Origin of the sequence: Bosea sp. ANAM02 (assembly GCF_011764485.1) — a bacterium.
Classification (GTDB): Bacteria; Pseudomonadota; Alphaproteobacteria; order Rhizobiales; family Beijerinckiaceae; genus Allobosea.
The window spans coordinates 998673-1016129 of sequence record NZ_AP022848.1; the positions used below are offsets into that span (position 1 = coordinate 998673).

The window sequence follows — 17457 nt, forward strand, 5'->3', positions numbered from 1 at the left end:
GTGATCCTCGCTGGGGCGGTCGGATACAGCTTGTATCGGCTCAATCTGGAAGCGCGGGCTTCGCGCGCAAGGGATATTTCGCCGAAGGCTGACTCAGAAGGGGCTGCGCGCAGCTCGACCTCTCGGCCGGGTCGAAATCGCAGAACGTCACGCAAGCCTGCCGAAAAAGAGGTTGCGGATGTTTAAGCTGTTTTTCGAGATGTCATGCTTGCATTCGAGGCGCAGCACGTTGTGTGGCTGCGCGGGGTAGAATTCACGAAGGGTGGTGCGGCCGCGCAACGAAAGGCCGCGAGGATGGTCGGCGAAAAAGCCACGGTAGGTCATTGCTCGTTATGTGTTCTTAAAGAATCTGCCTGCTGCTCTTGGAGCAATAGCAATGATATTGCGCACCGTCCGTCCCTGTGCATGGCCGCAGTCTGTAGTGCGATCGATTTCCTCAGCACGGAAGCCGATGTTTGCTCGCTTTATCCGCCCTCCTGCTTGCTGATCTTTGGATCGGGCAGAATGTCGGTGGAGGCGCCATCGAGGCGCAAGTTCGCAATGTAGCTATTCACGCCCTGGGCATTCTACACGGTGACCGAAAGGGCCATATGGTCACCATTGGGAAGCTTGTCGCGATTCAGGGCCGCCAGCAGTTCCTTCGCGGCATTTCGCGCGCTTTTGTCGTCGGGTAAATCCGTACCCTCCTCGTCGATTTCGAGCTTCTGTCCATCGCGCGTGTGAAAGAAATAGCTGGGCATGCCTGCCTAATGCAGCCAAGGCAAACCTGTTCCTCAACCGTCATTGATTTGGGTGGCGCCGGGTTGGAGATGCAAATAATCCGGATCGAACTCAGCCAAACTGCAAAGGCCTTTCCAGTCCAGAACCGTCAGTCGATTGGCCCTGATCCGAACAAGTCTGGCCTCTCGGATTTCCCGGAGCTTCTTGTTCATGTGAACCGTTGAAAGGCCAAGCGCATCGGCGATCTCAGGTTGCGTCAAAGGCAAATTGCAGATCACGCCGTCGGACAAGCCGATCGCCGTCATCTTGGTAATGAACTCGCAGAGCAGATGGGCGATCCGGCTCGGCGCCGCGCGGCGCCCGATACCGACCATCCACTCACGATAGATCGCGGCTTCGATAAGCGTTTCGCGCCAGAACGCTTCCGATATGCGGTAGGAAGCCCGCGTAAGCGACCTAACCGCTTCGTGCGAGACGAGACCGACAACCGCCGGCGTCAGCGTTCCCAGGCAATGATCCATGCGCTCGATCAGGAGAGAGTGTATATCCGGAATGTCGCCGGGAAGGTGGAGCGACAATATCTGCCGCGCACCATCGCCAACGATCTTGTAGCGACAGACCAGCCCTTCGGCGACGAGGCAACACTGCTGCGTAAGTTCTCCTTCGCGGACAATGTCGTGATTGGCTTCCAGACGCTTTAAGGTGAGCGGCAGTTGCAGCAGCTTTTCCCGCTCGGCCGGGGGCAGGGGGACATGGGTTTCCAGCTTGAGAACGAGCCGTTCAAGATAGTGCTGCTTGTCCATTCGTTTCCTGCCACGTCGGATGACGTCTCGCAGATATGAGATCGTGCCGGCTCGCGCTGCATCAAATGCTATATGAGCCGCAGCGTTATGAAAGCTCCCGATTCTGATTTCGGCATGGATCGGTCGGTCGAGCTGCCCGCCACTGGCACGGCGATGTGTTCGATTGCCTGGTTGTGCCTTGCGAGCACCATTCAACGAAGGGGCTTGGACGCGACGTCAGATCTGCGATCGAGCGAGGCTGGAGAGCCAGTCCGAGAATTTCTCGCTGGGTGAACGGCTTTGCCAGTCCGATAAGGTATAGGGGCGGGATGCTGCGGCATCCTTGTCGAACCATGCCGTCTGGGTTCGGGCGAATTCGCGGTCGAACAGGTTGATGTTGGCTTCGTCGTTCAGCCTGAGGGCGCGGTCGTCGATATTCGTCGAGCCGACGGAGGCCCAGACATCGTCGACGATGACGAGCTTGCAGTGAAAGAAGGTCGGCTGATACTCGCTGATCTTCACGCCGGCCCGGAGCAGGTCGCCCCAAAGATGTCGCGACGCCTTCCTGACGACGCGTGCATCCGTGCGGGGCCCCGGCACTATGATCTCGATCTCGACGCCGCGCTTGCGGGCTTCGAGAAGCTGCTGGCGCGTCAGGTCGTCGGGAACGAAATAGGGCGTCGCGATGCGGATGCTCTTCTGCGCGGCGGCAAGCGCCGTCATCAGCATGAGATGCATGGTGTTGCGCTGGTGGGTCGAGCTGACGACGACCTGCGCGGCCTGGTCGCCTGCCGGGGCGATCTCCGGAAAGAAGCGGTCGCCCAGGAGCAGCTCCCCGGTCGCCTCGATCCAGTGCTCGGCAAAGGCGGCCTGGAATTCCGCCACGGCCGGCCCTTCGATGCGGTAGTGAGTGTCGCGCCATTCGTTCGGCGTGCGCGCATCGCCGTTCCATTCATCGGCGATGCCGACGCCGCCGGTGAAACCCACGCGCCCATCGACGACCAGCAGCTTCCGATGGGTGCGGTTGTTGACGCGGTCGAGCGTATACCAGGTGACGGGGCGAAACCGGACGACCTCGACGCCGGCGTCTTGCATCCGCTGGATGAGCTGCTCGTCCATCGGCAGGCTGCCGACCCAGTCGAGCAGCACCTTCACGCTCAATCCATCCCGTGCCTTTGCCGAGAGGGCATCGGCAAACTCCTCGGCAATGGCGCCGCGCCAGTAGATATAGGTCTCGAAGCTGATCGTCTGCCGCGCCTCGCGAATGGCTGTCAGCATCGCGGGGAAGATTCTGATCCCGTTGACCAGCGTCTCGACCTTGTTGCCGGGCACATAGTTCGAGCCGAAGAGGGCGCCCATCGACGTCCTGAGCTGACGATCCGACGAGGCGAGGTGATGTGGAAGCGGCTGCTTCAGCTCCTGCGGCTCCGGCAGCAGGTTGCCGACGACGAGACAGCCCACGACACCCAGAATGGCCGAGATGATCGCGATGACGAGAGGATGCCGTCGGAGCGTCATGAGCATGTCGGTTCGAAAGGCAGAGGCATCAGTTGCGTGCCGGTTCGGTCTTCGCAGGCTGTGGCTTGGCGGAGTCGCCGGCCGGAACCGACCAGGTCGCCGTCCAGGTCTCGCTCAGGGTGCGATTGCGCGTCCTCAGGAACAAGCGAAGCTCCGCCGACTGTCCGTCCGGCAGCGTCGCGTCGACGATGGCACGCACGCCTTTCAATGGCGCATTGAACGTCAGGATTTTCGTGGTGATCGTGCCGGCCGTCGTCGTCGCGACGAGCTCCAGGCGGTCGGGCTCGCTCTGGTAATAAGCGAGGTCGCCGCCGGCGAAATCGACGATGAAGCGTTTCGTGCCTTGCCCTTGGGAGACGCCGTCCTCGATATCGGAGCCGTTGAAGCTCTGCTGCACCTGCGCATAGGGGTGCAGGTGCCAGGTCGTTGACAGTGCCGAGATGCGGTAGCTGAATGCGGCGGCTTCTCCAACGGGCAGCGGCTTGCCGGGCGTCCAGCAGGCGACGATGTTGTCGAAGGCTTCGTTATTCGTCGGGATTTCGATGAGGTCGACCCGGCCTTCGCCCCAGTCGCCCTGAGGCTGGACCCAGTAGCCGGGCCGCGCATCGTAGCGCGCTTCCAGGTCCTGATAGCTGCCGAAGTCGCGGTCGCGCTGCATCAGTCCGAAGCCGCGCGGGTTCTTGTCGCCGAAGCTCGATATGCGCAGTGCCTTGGGATTGCGAATGGGGCGCCAGATCCATTCTCCGCTGCCGGATTGCAGGATCAGCCCGTCCGAATCGTGGATCTCGGGGCGGAAATCAGTCCGCTGTCCGAGATCACCCTCGCCAGCCTGGAACATCGAGGTCAGTGGCGCGATGCCGATCCGCTTAATCTCCCGGCGCGGGATGATGGTCGCCGTGACATCCATATGCGTGTCCCGGCCCGGGCGGACGACATAGCGGAAGGCTCCGGCGACCGAGGGAGAGTCGAGCAGGGCGTAGATGACGAGCTCGGTCGTGTCGCGCGATGGCTCTTCCACCCAGAGCGCCCGCATGAACGGGAATTCCTCCGCCCCCTGGCCGCCGACATCGAGCGCCAGCGAGCGCGCCGAAAGCCCGTAGCGGTGCTCGCGGCCGATCAACCGGAAATAGCTCGCGCCGAGGAAGGAGATGACCTCGTCCTGCACCTTCGGATCGTTCAGGTTGGTGGTCACAGCGAAACCCGCGAAGCCCAGCGCCGGCGACAGACCCTTGGGGACGGGCACCTTGCCGTATTCGAACAGGCCGGTCGTGAACGGGATCGGGATCGCATTGCCGTGGTTGATGATGTAAACCTGAACCGGCTTGTTGTGCAGAAAGCCGAGATGGAAGGGCAGCAGGCGGAAATCCGAGCCGCCCTCGCGCCAGAAGGCCTTGTCGCGACGAAACCGGATTTCACGATAGCTGTCATAGGTCAGGCTCGAGAGCTCGGCCGGGATTTTCGCGCTTTCGGCATCGAAGGGTTGCTTCGCCAGCGCCGTCGCACGCTGGACGACGTCGTCGTAGCCGAAGCCTTTCTTGGATCCAGCGGGCACCTGGGCCCGTACCGAACTGTTCCCGAACATGCAGGCGCCGGACAGCAGGGCGAGCATTGCGCGACGAGACGGTGCGGGCAAGGTGGAATCCCCCGGATTAGCGGCCGGCCTCCACAGGCGGCCGCTTCTAGAACACCACCAAGACGAGCCCGGTTCCCGCGCTTGGCCGGACGATCAAAGAGGGAAACGGCCTTCTTCGAGATCAGCGGATTCTCGATCGAGGGAACGTGCCGGGCCGGCTCGCGTTCGATCAATATCACCGATTATGCCGAAGTCGGACCCTCATGACCGCAAATCGTGTACCGCCGCCGCCACGCAAGCCCGGAAGAGCCGCTTTGATGATCGTTGCCGTCATTGCCGCGATAATCGTCGTGATCTTCGTAGGCTTCAATCTCTACCATGCAGAAACACTGCGCGAGCAGCGGTCCGGGCATGTCGATCCGCAGGACGCGCCGAAAAGCCCGACTGATCTTCAAAAGCTGCCTGCCCCTCGCCAGTAGTGCGCGGCTCGAGCTTCCCGATGCAGAACATTTACCTCACAGGAGGATAAATCAATGAACAAGGTTCCCAACAAAGCTACGGATGCGCCGGCCGCCTACAATACCGCGCGCAGGCCTGGGCAGCCGGGTGAAGAAGACAAGAATCGCGCAGGTCCTAGCCCACGCTCGACGCACCCGACGGGACCTCATGCGCCCTATGAAGCGGATGACCCCGAAGGCTTCGCGGCCGAAAAGCATCATCCGGAAGTCGGGGGAGGACAGCAGACGGCGGCGCAAGAACGCAAGCCGAGCGGAACGATCACGATTGTCGACCTCGACAAGCAGGGCTAAGGAAACTGTTTAATCTAAGAATGTGTGCCTCAGCCCGTGCCCATCTCGATATCATGATGCGGCCGGGGAGGTGACAGCGCGCCGCTTCCCGGCGTCTTTGCCTCGTCCGTTGTATCTTCGCTGGCGTGTGGCCATCTTGCGGTGCTGCTCAGCCAGGACGCTGGCCGGAGTTACATTCGCGATCGCGGACTGAAGCTTGTTGTACCAGCCGCTGACGACATCCGCCTTTACCCAGGTTAGAGCAGTGCGAATTTTCGCGGGATGTTGGCGATGTCATTGACCTGTGATGCAAAAGGCCATGTTACCCAGACTGTAGCGGCGTGATGGAACTGGCTGCAAGCGTGGCCGTTTTGAGGGGGCTTGCCGGATCAGGACCCGCATCATGCCACGCTACTTCATCGACACATCCGACGGGCAGCGACCGCTCATCGACAACGATGGTCAGGAGTTTCCCGACGCAGAGACAGCCCGAAGGGCCGCGCTTGATGCCCTGCCAGACATGGCGAGGGACGAGCTGCCGAATGGAGATCACAGGACTTTCGCTGTGTCCGTGCGCAATGCCAGCGGCAAGGCGATCTACAGCGCCAGGCTGGTGCTTGAAGGCCATTGGCACAATGCCGTTAGGAGGCCGAAATACGCTTTGGATGAGCGGAGCGTTACGCGCCGCATCGCCGGCTGCGGCGATCAACGGAACAACGGCACGATCTGTTCGTCGAGAACCGAGCCCAGTCCCTCGTTCCATCGAATTCGAATCGTGCAGGATGTGCCGCGCTCATGACGGAATAGCAAGGTCTGCGCCCCGACTTCGTGAAACAGCATTGCTGTAAAAGTCTGTGTTCCGAAACCTGCTTCCGACGATAGACATGATTCAGCGCCGCTTTCCTGCCATTCCAGCACAAGCACATGGTGCTGCAATTTGTCTTCGAAATGCCATTGGACGCGAAGCCTCCCATCATCCAGCCCCAGGAGGCCGTGTTCGATGGCATTGAGCGCGAGTTCATGAACCGCAAGAGCGATGCTCTGGCGTAGCTCAGCCGGCGCATTCGCAGCATCCAGAAGGCGACGGAGACGTCCTTTGTCGACACGCAACCGCTGAATTTCTTCTTGTAGCACCCCGATTATCCATGAGCCAGCTCCGGTGTCCCGGACAACAAGGAAGCAGAATGTACCGGTTCGAACTGGGTAAGATCGAGCAGTTCGCGCAGGCGCAGGATTTCGAAGCGACGGCCATGCCAAGCGATGAGCCGGCGCCGGCGTAAATCCATGAGCGATCTATTGATGTGGACAGCCGATAATCCCAGCAGGTCCGCCCGATCGGCTTGTGTGGCCGGCAGGTCGAAACTCCGTTCATCGACCAACCCGACGGCTTTCAATCTGGAGTAAATCTCGCACAGCATGCAGGCGAGGCGTTCGCTTGCACTGCGCCGGCCGAGACTGACGATAAGTTCGCTGGCGAGGTCACGCTCAAGATAAAGGTCGAGCCAAAGGGCATCCTCGATGGCTGGGTAAGTCAGGGCAAGAGAGCGCAGCGCTCGCGGCGAAAGCTCGCAGACCGTAGCTGGCGTCAGAGCCTCAGCGAGCAGGACCATCTCTGCGGCGTAATGCCAAAAGGCTGGGAAAAATCGCCCGGAAGCAGGAGGGCCGTAATTTGGCGATTGCCATTTGCCAGAACGCGATAGCGGCAGGCCCAGCCGCTCAGAACCAGAATAAGGCCGCCGCGTGGGCTCCCCTCGTCTTCGAGATCAGTCCGCAGCTCGACCCGCCGAGCGGGCGTGCAAAGCCCCACCAGCACGGCACGCTCTTCCGGCGAGAGCTCGATGCCGAAACTGAGCTTTCTTAGAAAAAAAGTCATGATGCTCCACCATCAGCGCAAAACGATCGAATGGCATGAGCGTTCCGCCACTGTACGGAGCCGTACAGTGGCGGGTTGTTCTCGGCTCGTTCAGGCCGCTTTTCGATTGACGCCGCTGAGGGCGAGCTTCGACAGCTTCTTGTCGGTGGCGTCCTCCTCGTCGAGCGTCTGCTGGAGAAGGGAGGCGCAATCCTCGCGGCCGAGTTGCTTGGCCCAGGCGACGAGGGTGCCGTAGCGCGTGATCTCATAATGCTCGACGGCCTGTGCGGCGGCGATCAGTGCGGCATCCAGCACCTGCTTGTCGGCCACGTCTCCGGCAATATCGCTGGCTTCTTCGAGAATGCCGTCGATCGCGGGGCAGGTGACCCCCTTTTCCTCCGCGCCGTGCAGGCGAAAGACCTGTTTCAGCCGGTCGATATGCCCCTCGGTCTGACGAAGATGCGTTTCAAACCCGCTTTTCAGCTCGGAGTTTGTCGCCTTCGTGATCATGTCGGGAAGCGACTTCCTGATCTGGTTCTCCGCATAATAGATGTCCTGAAGCGTGTGGACGAATAGGTCGTCCATCGTTGCGATGTCCTTTGAAAACCAACCCACAGTCATCTCCCGTTTTGGGGTTGCGTATTCCCACAAAACGGAAAGGCGCCGCGGGCGTTCCCCTTGTGCAGCGCCGATTGTTCCAATGCGTACAAATTACGAGAAAAAGCCGGAACTTCGGAGGTGCGTTGCCGGTTTGCGATCCGGCACAACAGATGGCGACGGCAGGAAATAGGCATGGCGTGCAGATACCAGCGTCCCCGACGCGATGCGTGTCGATGACACGGACCTTTCGCTTCGGCGCCTGGAGGACTGGCTCGGCTGCGACGTTCAGATTATGGGCGCCTGCGCTCGCGGCGGTTTCGATCGACATTGACGGAGTACTGGATAGCTTTCCGATGGCTGAGACCGGCGGTGGCTGGTTCGAGTACCGCGCCGATCTGCCGTTCGGAACCCGTTACCGCTATCGCTCTCCGGACGGGCTGACCTTCCCGGACCCCGCCTCGCGCCGGCAGGAGGGCGGGGTGCATGGCTGGAGCGTCCTTACTGACTCGGCTTATTCCTGGCGCTGCGGCGGCTGGTGCGGCAGGCCTTGGCGTGAGACTGTACTATACGAAATCCATCCCGGCCTTGCCGGCGGCTTCGCAGGGATAGCCGCGGAATTGCCGCGTCTCGCCGAATTGGGCGTCACGGCCGTCGAGCTGATGCCCATCGCCGATTTCCCAGGCGAGCGCTCATGGGGTTATGACGGCGTTCTGCCTTTCGCGCCGGCCGCCGCGTACGGATCTCCCAGTGAATTGAAGCGACTGGTCGATCAGGCGCATGAACTCGGCCTCGCTGTTCATCTCGACGTGGTTTTCAATCATTTCGGCCCGGATGGCTGCTATCTGCACGCTTATGCGCCGCAATTCTTCCGCCCCGGCAGCCATACGCCCTGGGGTGCGGCGATCGACTTCGATCGCCCGGAGGTCCGCGCTTATTTCATCGCCTGCGCGATTCAATGGCTGGACGAGTACCGGTTCGATGGGCTGCGGCTAGACGCCGTCCATGCCATTCCCTCGCTCGATTTCCTCATGGAGTTCGAACGGGAGGTCCGCAATGCCATTCCGGCGGAGCGCGATATCCAGCTCATTGTCGAGAACGACGCCAACGACTCCCGGCTGCTTTCGCATTTCGACGCGCAGTGGAACGACGATTTCCATCACGCTGTCCATGTCCTGCTGACGGGCGAGGCCACCACCTACTACGGCAGCTTCGCCGCCGAGCCGGCCCGGCATCTCGCGCGCGTGCTGGCGGAGGGCTTCGCGTTCCAGGGCGAGGTCCCGTCCTTCAGCGGCGAGCCGCGCGGGCGACCGAGCGCACATCTGACGCCCACGCGCTTCGTCATCTGCCTGCAGAACCATGACCAGATCGGCAACCGCCTCTTCGGCGAACGCCTGCTGACCTTGGCCGATCCGGCCGCGGTCAGGGTCGCCGTCGCGCTGCTGCTGCTGACCCCACAGATTCCGCTGATCTTTATGGGCGAGGAGGAGGGCAGCCGCGCTCCCTTCCTGTATTTCACCGATCATCACGACGAGCTCGCCCAAGCTGTCAGGGAAGGTCGCAGGCGCGAATTCGCTCATCTCGATCCAGAAGGGGAGCGACCGCTTTTCGATCCCAATTCCGCGGCAACCTTCGCTGCCAGCAAGCCCATCGCCGACGATGATAGCGTCGAATGGAACGCCTTTTACCGGCAGCTCATCATGCTCAGGCGCGACCGGATCGCCCCTCATCTCGACGACTGCCGCAGCCTGGGCGCAGCAGTACTAGGCCCGGCCGCCGTTCGGGCGTCCTGGGCCCTTGGCGAAGGAATTTTGACGGTTCTAGCGAATTTTTGCTCATGTGCCGTGCCGTGCGGTGCGGCCGACGGCGCGGCGATCTTCTCCCTGGGCGAGGTGGAAAATGAAGCGGGCGTGCTGCGCCTCGGACCCAGGTCGTTCCGCGCCTTCCTCTCGTAGGGCGTTCCTGATCAGCGGTGGCCCAGCAGCACGCGGCAGCCGAGCCCCCGATCTGCGAGCTTCACCTGTCTCTCCGAAGCCGGTGGCCCGAGTAGCGGCTCCCAGTCCGAGGCCATTGCCGGCAATGTGACGCCAGTATCGCCCCACATCTCTTGGCGCAGAGACAGCGCGTCATCGACATCCGCTGCTGCGCAGCCGATCGGCAAGACGACCGCGAGCACCGCTTCCTCTGTTTCGCGGCAGAATGCGATCGCGTCGCCGGCCCGTGGCCCTCTCACGGAAAGAGGGTGATACCCGCTGCACTTGAACAATGCGGGATGGCGCCGCCGCACCGTCAGGAGCCGCTGCAGAAGAAATTGCTTGATCCGTCCGTCTTTCCAGGCGGCGCGGAGGCGATCTTCATCGATGCCTTGCAGCAGTGCTGTCTCGCGCGCTGCAAAATCCACAGGGCGTCGGTTGTCCGGATCCACCATGCTCAGGTCCCAGAACTCGCCGCCCTGATAGATATCCGGGATGCCGGGAGCGGTGCACTGGAGCACAGTCTGCGCCAGACTGTTGAAAGCACCGGCCGGTCCGATCTGCGCAAGATATGACTCGAGCGCATCGTGGAAGCCCCTGTTGCCGCGCGCGTCGAGGAGGGCACGCAGGAAATCCTCGGCGAGCTGTTCATAGGCCTGATTGGGCGCGGCCCAGCCGGTGCGGAGCTTTGCCTCGCGCAATGCCTTGCGCCACCACCCGCTGATACGGTCGGCGTAGCCATCGGCGATCCCATTCGCCGGCCACGTGCCGATGAGCATCTGGTAGAGCATGTATTCGTCACCCCGGTCCAAGCCGTCCGGTCGGACCGTCGCGTTGATTGCAAACCAGCCTTGCACCTCCTCCATCCAGGACTGCGGGTCCCGGCTGATCGTCGCGAGGCGGGCGCGGACGTCGGCGCCGCGCTTGTGATCATGCGTCGACAGGGTGAGCATGGCGTCAGGCTGGAGACGCGCCCGCTCGGCCATCGCCCGATGGAATTCCGCGATGGGTAAGGTGAAACGCGCTGCATCGAAGCCAACATCGTTGCGGGAGAGCAGGCGTCCATAGCGATAGAAAGCCGTATCCTCGACGCTGCGGGCGGCAAGCGGCGAGGTCAGCTGGTTAAAGCGTCGGATCACCGCTCGCCGGGCATGCGGTTCTTGTGCCGTCTCCGTTCCGGTCAGAACGGCGACGACGAAATCGATCGCGAGCAACTCGGCCTGTGGCTGCGCGCGTGCGGCGGCCACAGCCTCGGTGAAGCCGGAACCGGGATCTTCCGGGGCGCAGCCGCCGGTCAGATAGGTTCGATAGCAACGCATGTGGCAGGTGATGGCCGCGACGGCCCGCTTCATCGCTCCGCGGGGGATATCAGCTTCGCGGCCTGCAGCCTGGGAGAATATCATCAGGCGGCCCGTGATCGCCTCGAGCTGCCCGTCGAAAGCATGGTCCAGCATCTCGCGGCGTGCCGCGATTTCCTCGTCGTCGAAGTTCGCGGGCCGGCCGCTGAGCTCTGACCAGAACCGGCCGAGCCTGTTCTCTTCATCCGCTGCATGGAGAACCGCGCTGGCCTGATCCATGAAGTCGTAGCCCGTCGTTCCATCGGTCTGCCAGTCCGATGGAAGGGCCTCGCCGGATGCCAGGATTTTCTCGACTGCGATCCAGGCTGCGCCGGGTGCAGCCCAGTCCGGGCGTCGCGGTGCCAGCGCCGAGAGACGGGCTCGCAGAGCCGTGCAATAGCCGGCAGGATCGGCCAAGCCGTCGACATGATCGATACGCAGGCCGTCGATCCAGCCCCCTTCGTAAAGCGAGAAGGCAAGGCGATGGGCCGCCTCGAACGCGTCCGGTCGCTCCATCCGCATGCCGGCAAGCTGGGTGATATCGAAGAAGCGGCGCCAGTTGAGCCGGTCGCCGGCATTGCGCCAGTAGTCCAGATGAAAATGCTGTCGTTCGATCAGAGCACGTAGGGCTTCAGGGGCGCGCAGCGTCTCGGGGAAGGCATCGCGCAGCTCGGCGTCATCCTCCGGCCGGATCGGAAAGAGATGCTCGCCATAGCGCAGGGCGAAACCACTCCGCTCGGGATCCTCCACCAGCACGATCTTGCCAGCGGCAAGTGCCTCCTCGAGGGGCTCTCCGAGGAAAGGCGCATGGATCCGTCCTTCGAGCAGCGGATCGGCATCATCGAAATCGATGTCGAACCAGTCTGCATAGCGGCTGCCGCGCCCGTTCTTGAGCAGGTCGAGCCACATCGCATTGTCGTCGCCGCCGACGGCGACATGGTTCGGCACGATGTCGAGGACGATGCCGATCCCTTCGGCGCGAAGCGCCTCGGCCATAGCCAGGAACCCGTCCATCCCACCGAGCTCGGGGTTGATCTCGTCGTAGCTGATGACGTCGTAGCCATGCAGCGAGCCGGCGCGGGCGGCCAGGATCGGCGAAGCATACACATGGCTGATCCCAAGCCTACGCAGGTATCCGGCCAGCGCCGCGCCGTGCGCGAAGGGAAAGTCTTTGTGGAACTGCAGCCGATAGGTCGCCAGCACACAACAGGCCTGCGTCACGATACCCCCGTTTCCGCCGGCCGATCCGAGCAGCCGCCGCCAGTCCAACGCGCTTTCGAGGCATTGGGTTTCGCAGCCTGGCGATCACGCCTAGCGCTCAGAAAAGGGTGCGTCGGAACATCGCAGCCGCTCCGCGGAACCCGGCATATCGAGGTGCGTTCAGCCGCCGGAGGTGAACCATGCAAGTTGCTCCCATCCGTTCTCCGATCGACATGCTGCGCGCGCAATCCCGCCTCAAGATGCTGGGGGCTTGCACGCCCGGCTCCGCCGACGGGATCGAGAGCGCTGCCTTGCGCGATGCTATCGAGCATTACCGCTGCGTTACGGAAACGCTGGATCTGTCTCGGCGGCTGCCAGGTGTCGTCAGGCCGTCTCACGCCTGAATGATCAATTTGAGCGGTTGTCTCCCAGCGGCGCCAATCGGTCGCGGAGACCCTCGCCATCGAGCACCCTGGCGGCATTGCCTTCCAGACGGTGGCGCCAGTTCGGCTTCTCGACAGTCGTGCCGGGGACATTGGGCTGTACGCGCAGGCCGAGGGCGTCCTCGATCGGCACGATTTTCAGTGTGCAGGGCGTCGCCGCGACATAGCGGATCGCTGCATCGACGACAGGGGCGGTATCCTCCGGCGGCGGCCGCTCGCCTTCCGCCAGCCCGGCATCCCTGAATGCGCCCCAGAGCACGCCACGATCCCAGGCCCTGACATTCTCGGCTTGGCCTGACTGGCCCGGAGCGTCGAGATCGGAACCCGACCACCAGCCGGCAGTCGGCACGAGGTCATGGGTGCTGGTCAGAGCCACCGCATCGCGATCCCAATCCCATGGCCCGACATAGCCATGCTGGGTCCGTTCGAAGCGCAGGACGCGCAGTCCCGCCACGCCCTGCTCGCGCAGGTAGTCGCGGAAGCCATAGGGCAGGGTGCCGAGATCTTCGCCGATGACGATGGCGCGATGGCGCCAGGATTCGAGCGCGATCAGGCGGAACAGCATCTCGGAGGGAAAGCTGACATAGGCGCCGTCGAGCGCGCCAGCGCCTTCCGGGATCAGCCAGAGCCGGCTCATCCCCATGACGTGGTCGATCCGGATCCCGCCGACATGACGCAGGCTTGCCCGCAAGGTCTCGATGAAGGGCGCATAGCCGCTGGCCGCGAGACCGCGCGGCGAGAAGGTGGTCAGCGCCCAGTTCTGGCCATCGGCGGCGTAGTAGTCCGGCGGCGCTCCGATGCTCAGCCCGTGCAGGATTTCATCCTGGCGGCTCCAGGCGTGGCTGCCGGCACCATCCATGCCTATGGCGAGATCAGCGATGAGGCCGACGGTCATGCCGGCCTCCCGGCAGACGCGCTGCGCGTCACCATAGGACAGGCTTGTCAGCCACTGCAGGAAGAGCTGGTAGCGGACGTCCTCGGCATGCGCTTCGGAGAAAGCAGCCACCTGCGGATTGTCCGGATCGCGATAGCCGGGCTGCCATTCCCGCCAGGAGCGCAAGGTGGGATCGCGCGCGAGCTCGGCCGCGTGCAGGACTTCGAAGATCGCGTGGGAGCGCAGCAGGGGCGACGCTTCCGCCGCATAGCGTTCGAAGGCGGCTTGGCTCTCTTCGACCTTGGCCAGCTGATCGAAGAGCACACGCAGGAAGCGTTGCCGGAGCGGTGTCGCGGCCAGCCAGTCGATCTGGCTGAGCCTTCCCAGCCGCTCCATCTCCTCGGCGAGGCCAGCCTGGGCAGCAATATTCCGAAGCATCGCGTCCGAAAATGCCACGGCGGGGTTGGCGTGCAGCGGGTTGTAAAAGAGCCGGGTCGAAGGCGAGTAAGGGCTGAACTGGGCGGGGCGCGCGCCATAAAGCGCGTGGACCGGGCTGATCGCCAGGATGTCGGCCCCGAGCCGCGCTGCGGCGCGGCCCAATGCAGCCACGCCGGCGAAATTGCCGATGCCGCCGTCATCGGCGCTGCGCAGCGAATAAATCTGCGCAGCCAGACCCCAGCCCGGCCGACCTCCGGACAGATCGGAAAACCTGACGCAGTGTGCTGGGGCAACCGCGAGCGTGATCGCCTCTTCGCCGATATGGAGGGTGTGATAGCCGGGCTCGTCAAAGGCCGGCAGAACAAGGCGATCGCCCGCTCGTTCTGCCTTGAGAATGCGGCGAGTGCCGTTCTCCAGTTCGGCTTCGAATTCGCCGGCGTCATTGCCGGTCGCGGGCAGGTCAATCGGATGCCCCACGCGGGCGGTTAGGAAACGCGCGGAGCCCGATAGCGGAAGCGCCTCGACGGCGTCGAGCGAATTGCGCAGAGCTCCGGCGGTGTCGGTGGGCAGGCCTAGCGCGAGCAGGATCGCGCGTAGGCTGTCCGGCGAGACCTGTCGCAAGGCGCCGGTCTGATCGGTCCATTCGGGTGCGATGCCGGCGCGGGCAGCGAGCTGGCGCAGGATGTCATCGGTCATTCGCCCGCTCCCGCGTGCTCGAGGACCAGAAGCGCGAGCGGCGGAAGGGTCAGCGAGAGCGATTGCGCCTGCCCGTGGGAGGCGAGGGGCGTCGTAGCAGCCTGCCCGCCATTGCCGAGCCCGGAACCTCCGTAGATTTCCGCATCGCTGTTGAGGCGTTCGGCCCAAAGCCCCGCGGCTGCGACGCCGATGCGATAGTCGTGGCGCGGCACCGGCGTCATATTCGCGATCACCAGCAGGGGGGGCCTGCCGTCGCCGGCCGAGCGCGTGAAGGCGAAGACGGCGTTGGCCCGGTCATCCGCGATCACCCAGCCGAAACCTTCTGCCTGATGGTCGAGGCGGTGAAGCGCGGGGTGTCCGCGATAGACGGCATTGAGATCGCGCACGAGCTGCATTGTGCCGCGTCGGCGAACGTCGTCGTCGGCAGGCCAGGGAAAGGGCGCATCGACATTCCATTCTTCCTCCTGGCCGAATTCGCAGCCCATGAAGAGCAGCTTCTTGCCCGGATGGGTCCACATCAAGGAGAGGCACAGCCGCAGGTTGGCGAAACGCTGCCAGTCGTCGCCGGGCATCCGGGAGATGAGCGAGCCTTTGCCGTGGACCACTTCGTCATGCGAGATCGGCAAGACGAAGTTCTCGGAGAAGGCGTAGATCAATCCGAAGGTGACGTCGTCGCCGTGATAGCCGCGATGGATCGGGTCCCGCCCGAAATAGCGCAGGGTGTCGTGCATCCAGCCCATGTTCCATTTTAAATGGAAGCCGAGTCCGCCGTGATGGACCGGCGCGGTGACGCCGGGCCAGGCCGTCGATTCCTCTGCGATCGTGATGGCGCCGCGCCCGCGTGCGCCGACCAAAGTGTTGAGTTCCTGGAAGAAGGAGATCGCCTCTAGGTTCTCGCGACCGCCGAGATGGTTCGGCACCCATTCTCCAGGCTCGCGGCTGTAGTCTCGATAAAGCATGGAAGCGACCGCATCGACGCGCAGGCCATCGAGATGGAAAGTCTCCAGCCACCACAGCGCCGATGCGATCAAGAAGCCGCGGACCTCGCGCCGGCCGACATTGTAGATCAGCGTGTTCCAGTCGCGATGGAAGCCTTGGCGAGGGTCCTCATGCTCGTAGAGAGCCGTTCCGTCGAAGCAGGCGAGGCCGTGCTCGTCCGAAGGGAAATGGGCCGGCACCCAGTCCAGGATCACGCCGATGCCGGCGGCATGGCAGCGGTCGACGAAGCGGGCGAAGGCTTCGGGCGGTCCGAGCCTTGCGGTCGGAGCGAAGAGGCCGAGTGGCTGATAGCCCCATGAGCCGCCGAAGGGATGCTCGGTGATCGGCAGGAGCTCGACATGGCTGAAGCCCATGTATTCGAGATAGGGGATCAGCCTGTCGCAGGCCTCGTCCCAACTGCCCATCCTGCCCCATTCCGTTCTGAGCCATGAGCCGACATGAACCTCGTAGATGGCCAGCGGCTCCGCCATCGGATTGGCCCGCTCGCGTCTCTTCAGCCATCCGGCGTCGTCCCATTCGAAATCGGGCGCGGCGGCGACGATCGAGCCGGTGCGCGGCGGTTCCTCCTGCCGGCGGCCAAGCGGGTCGGCCTTCCAAGGGAGCTTTTTGCCGTTCGACCCGGTGATCGCGTATTTGTAAACGGCGCCCGGGCCGATGCCGGGAATGAACAGTTCCCAGATCCCCGGTCCGAGCCGGCGGCGCATAGGATGGCGGCGGACGTCCCAGCCGTTGAAATCGCCGACAACGGCCACCTGGGAGGCATTGGGCGCCCAGACGGCGAAAAGCACGCCGTCAATGCCATCGAAACTGCGCGGATTGGCGCCGAGCCGCGTCGCGAGGTCGAAATGCCGCCCCTCGGCGAAGAGATAGATGTCGTCCTCGGACAGCGACAGGCCGAAGGCATAGGGGTCAGCCGCCTCGACGATGCCATCCGGCCAGGAGATGCGGAGGCGGTAGGGGATATCGGCCGGCGCAGGCGCCTGGAAGACGCCGTCACCTTGCGTGATCATCGGCACCGCGTTGCGCTCCTCACCCTCTCCGGTGACGAGTTCGGCATAGTTGCAGCCAGGCAGGAAGGCGCGCACGAAGCTGCCACCGGCGAAGTCATGGCGGCCGAGAACGGCGAAGGGGTCGGGATGGCGCCCTTCCTCCAGCAACACCAAATCATGCTGGGCCAAGGCGGGCAGAGAAGATGCAGACTGGCGCATAAGTAGGCTATTCCGGGAACTGGAGGCGTTTCGCCCGAGCTGCGGAAGCGGCCATGATGCAACGCAACAGAGGGGGTCCGCGTTCCGCTTCCGCGCGATCGCGACCCTGCAAAACCATCTGCCGGAACCAACCGTCCGGCATGCAGTTCATCCAGCGCGCCTCAGCCGCATTGCCAGGAGATAGATGATGAGCCGGGAACAGATCGTCCGCGATACCGCCTATGCGATCTGGGAAGCCGAGGGTAAACCCGAGGGCCGCGATGCCGAGCACTGGCGCCTCGCCGAGGAGCGGGTCACGGCCAGCACCGGTGAAACCGGCAAGGCAGCGAAGCCTGCCAAGGGCGAGGTTTCGGCGACCGTGGACGACAAGCCGAAGGCGACGATTCCGGTCAAGAAGGCGGCGACCGGGAATGCGGGCGCGCGGAAATCCGCCCCGAAGGCCAAGAGCTGAGTGCTGTC

17 protein-coding genes are annotated in these 17457 nt (G+C 63.4%); 5 read left to right on the forward strand and 12 right to left on the reverse strand.

Translation table 11 applies throughout. From position 1 onward, the window contains the following. Nucleotides 1-147: 147 nt before the first annotated feature. The 5 genes from OCUBac02_RS04865 to OCUBac02_RS04885 all read right to left on the reverse strand — a co-directional run bounded on the left by OCUBac02_RS04865 (nt 148) and on the right by OCUBac02_RS04885 (nt 4572). Nucleotides 148-324, reverse strand: coding sequence for a hypothetical protein (locus tag OCUBac02_RS04865; protein WP_173043825.1), 177 nt, complete (start codon nt 322-324; stop codon nt 148-150). A 242-nt stretch (nt 325-566) separates the two neighbouring features. Beyond that, the gene (locus OCUBac02_RS04870; protein ID WP_173043827.1) at nt 567-740 is read right to left on the reverse strand and encodes a DUF6894 family protein; all 174 of its coding nucleotides are present in this window, start codon (nt 738-740) and stop codon (nt 567-569) included. A gap of 33 nt (nt 741-773) precedes the next feature. After that, nucleotides 774-1523 carry a Crp/Fnr family transcriptional regulator gene (locus OCUBac02_RS04875; protein ID WP_173043829.1) on the reverse strand — a complete coding sequence of 250 codons (750 nt, stop codon included), beginning with the start codon at nt 1521-1523 and terminating at the stop codon, nt 774-776. Nucleotides 1524-1739: 216 nt separating this feature from the next. Beyond that, entirely contained in the window at nt 1740-3020 is a 1281-nt protein-coding gene (locus OCUBac02_RS04880) for a phospholipase D-like domain-containing protein (RefSeq protein WP_173043831.1), read from the reverse strand. A gap of 28 nt (nt 3021-3048) precedes the next feature. Next, the gene (locus tag OCUBac02_RS04885; protein WP_244639099.1) at nt 3049-4572 is read right to left on the reverse strand and encodes an OpgD/OpgG family glucan biosynthesis protein; all 1524 of its coding nucleotides are present in this window, start codon (nt 4570-4572) and stop codon (nt 3049-3051) included. A 338-nt stretch (nt 4573-4910) separates the two neighbouring features. Here OCUBac02_RS04885 and OCUBac02_RS04890 point away from each other — a divergent pair, with 338 nt between their 5' ends. The 3 genes from OCUBac02_RS04890 to OCUBac02_RS27595 all read left to right on the forward strand — a co-directional run bounded on the left by OCUBac02_RS04890 (nt 4911) and on the right by OCUBac02_RS27595 (nt 6180). Beyond that, a complete protein-coding gene (locus tag OCUBac02_RS04890; protein ID WP_173043833.1) occupies nt 4911-5072 on the forward strand; it encodes a hypothetical protein in 162 nt (53 codons plus the stop codon). 54 nt (nt 5073-5126) lie between these two features. After that, complete coding sequence (locus OCUBac02_RS04895) at nt 5127-5402, forward strand: hypothetical protein (RefSeq protein WP_173043835.1); 276 nt, start codon at nt 5127-5129, stop codon at nt 5400-5402. Nucleotides 5403-5784: 382 nt separating this feature from the next. Next, on the forward strand, nt 5785-6180 hold the full coding sequence (locus tag OCUBac02_RS27595; protein ID WP_465247759.1) for a DUF6894 family protein: 396 nt from the start codon (nt 5785-5787) through the stop codon (nt 6178-6180). On the opposite strand, the gene OCUBac02_RS04900 is transcribed toward OCUBac02_RS27595, so the two are convergent. From OCUBac02_RS04900 to OCUBac02_RS04915, 4 genes are all read right to left on the reverse strand, one after another. Continuing rightward, nucleotides 6087-6515: a sensor histidine kinase gene (locus OCUBac02_RS04900; RefSeq protein WP_173043837.1), complete on the reverse strand. Its 429-nt coding sequence runs from the start codon at nt 6513-6515 to the stop codon at nt 6087-6089. The genes OCUBac02_RS27595 and OCUBac02_RS04900 overlap by 94 nt on opposite strands. A gap of 5 nt (nt 6516-6520) precedes the next feature. After that, complete coding sequence (locus OCUBac02_RS04905; RefSeq protein WP_173043839.1) at nt 6521-6991, reverse strand: Crp/Fnr family transcriptional regulator; 471 nt, start codon at nt 6989-6991, stop codon at nt 6521-6523. Further along, complete coding sequence (locus tag OCUBac02_RS04910; RefSeq protein ID WP_173043841.1) at nt 6967-7254, reverse strand: cyclic nucleotide-binding domain-containing protein; 288 nt, start codon at nt 7252-7254, stop codon at nt 6967-6969. Before OCUBac02_RS04910 ends, OCUBac02_RS04905 begins: the two co-directional genes overlap by 25 nt. Nucleotides 7255-7344: 90 nt before the next feature. Then, a complete protein-coding gene (locus OCUBac02_RS04915; protein WP_173049345.1) occupies nt 7345-7848 on the reverse strand; it encodes a YciE/YciF ferroxidase family protein in 504 nt (167 codons plus the stop codon). On the opposite strand from OCUBac02_RS04915, the gene treZ reads away from it, so the two are divergent. After that, nucleotides 7833-9785, forward strand: coding sequence for a malto-oligosyltrehalose trehalohydrolase (treZ, locus tag OCUBac02_RS04920; protein ID WP_197933315.1), 1953 nt, complete (start codon nt 7833-7835; stop codon nt 9783-9785). The two genes, OCUBac02_RS04915 and treZ, sit on opposite strands and share 16 nt — an antisense overlap. Before the next feature lie 11 nt (nt 9786-9796). Here treZ and treY read toward each other — a convergent pair whose 3' ends face one another. From treY to glgB, 3 genes are all read right to left on the reverse strand, one after another. Next, the gene (gene treY, locus OCUBac02_RS04925) at nt 9797-12409 is read right to left on the reverse strand and encodes a malto-oligosyltrehalose synthase (protein WP_173043843.1); all 2613 of its coding nucleotides are present in this window, start codon (nt 12407-12409) and stop codon (nt 9797-9799) included. A 339-nt stretch (nt 12410-12748) separates the two neighbouring features. Beyond that, nucleotides 12749-14791 carry a 4-alpha-glucanotransferase gene (gene malQ / locus OCUBac02_RS04930; protein WP_173043846.1) on the reverse strand — a complete coding sequence of 681 codons (2043 nt, stop codon included), beginning with the start codon at nt 14789-14791 and terminating at the stop codon, nt 12749-12751. Further along, entirely contained in the window at nt 14788-16998 is a 2211-nt protein-coding gene (gene glgB, locus OCUBac02_RS04935; protein ID WP_173043848.1) for a 1,4-alpha-glucan branching protein GlgB, read from the reverse strand. Before glgB ends, malQ begins: the two co-directional genes overlap by 4 nt. 187 nt (nt 16999-17185) lie before the next feature. Between glgB and OCUBac02_RS04940 the strand changes: the two genes are divergently transcribed. Continuing rightward, complete coding sequence (locus OCUBac02_RS04940; RefSeq protein WP_173043850.1) at nt 17186-17449, forward strand: DUF2934 domain-containing protein; 264 nt, start codon at nt 17186-17188, stop codon at nt 17447-17449. The last annotated feature ends 8 nt before the right edge of the window (nt 17450-17457 follow it).

What these genes read in the sequence shown, in the direction of transcription:
- OCUBac02_RS04865 (WP_173043825.1), bottom strand. Translation starts at nt 324, where the DNA reads ATGACCTACCGTGGCTTTTTCGCCGACCATCCTCGCGGCCTTTCGTTG.
- OCUBac02_RS04870 (WP_173043827.1), bottom strand. Translation starts at nt 740, where the DNA reads ATGCCCAGCTATTTCTTTCACACGCGCGATGGACAGAAGCTCGAAATC.
- OCUBac02_RS04875 (WP_173043829.1), bottom strand. Translation starts at nt 1,523, where the DNA reads ATGGACAAGCAGCACTATCTTGAACGGCTCGTTCTCAAGCTGGAAACC.
- OCUBac02_RS04880 (WP_173043831.1), bottom strand. Translation starts at nt 3,020, where the DNA reads ATGACGCTCCGACGGCATCCTCTCGTCATCGCGATCATCTCGGCCATT.
- OCUBac02_RS04890 (WP_173043833.1), top strand. Translation starts at nt 4,911, where the DNA reads ATGATCGTTGCCGTCATTGCCGCGATAATCGTCGTGATCTTCGTAGGC.
- OCUBac02_RS04895 (WP_173043835.1), top strand. Translation starts at nt 5,127, where the DNA reads ATGAACAAGGTTCCCAACAAAGCTACGGATGCGCCGGCCGCCTACAAT.
- OCUBac02_RS27595 (WP_465247759.1), top strand. Translation starts at nt 5,785, where the DNA reads ATGCCACGCTACTTCATCGACACATCCGACGGGCAGCGACCGCTCATC.
- OCUBac02_RS04905 (WP_173043839.1), bottom strand. Translation starts at nt 6,991, where the DNA reads ATGGTCCTGCTCGCTGAGGCTCTGACGCCAGCTACGGTCTGCGAGCTT.
- OCUBac02_RS04910 (WP_173043841.1), bottom strand. Translation starts at nt 7,254, where the DNA reads ATGACTTTTTTTCTAAGAAAGCTCAGTTTCGGCATCGAGCTCTCGCCG.
- malQ (WP_173043846.1), bottom strand. Translation starts at nt 14,791, where the DNA reads ATGACCGATGACATCCTGCGCCAGCTCGCTGCCCGCGCCGGCATCGCA.
- glgB (WP_173043848.1), bottom strand. Translation starts at nt 16,998, where the DNA reads ATGCGCCAGTCTGCATCTTCTCTGCCCGCCTTGGCCCAGCATGATTTG.
- OCUBac02_RS04940 (WP_173043850.1), top strand. Translation starts at nt 17,186, where the DNA reads ATGAGCCGGGAACAGATCGTCCGCGATACCGCCTATGCGATCTGGGAA.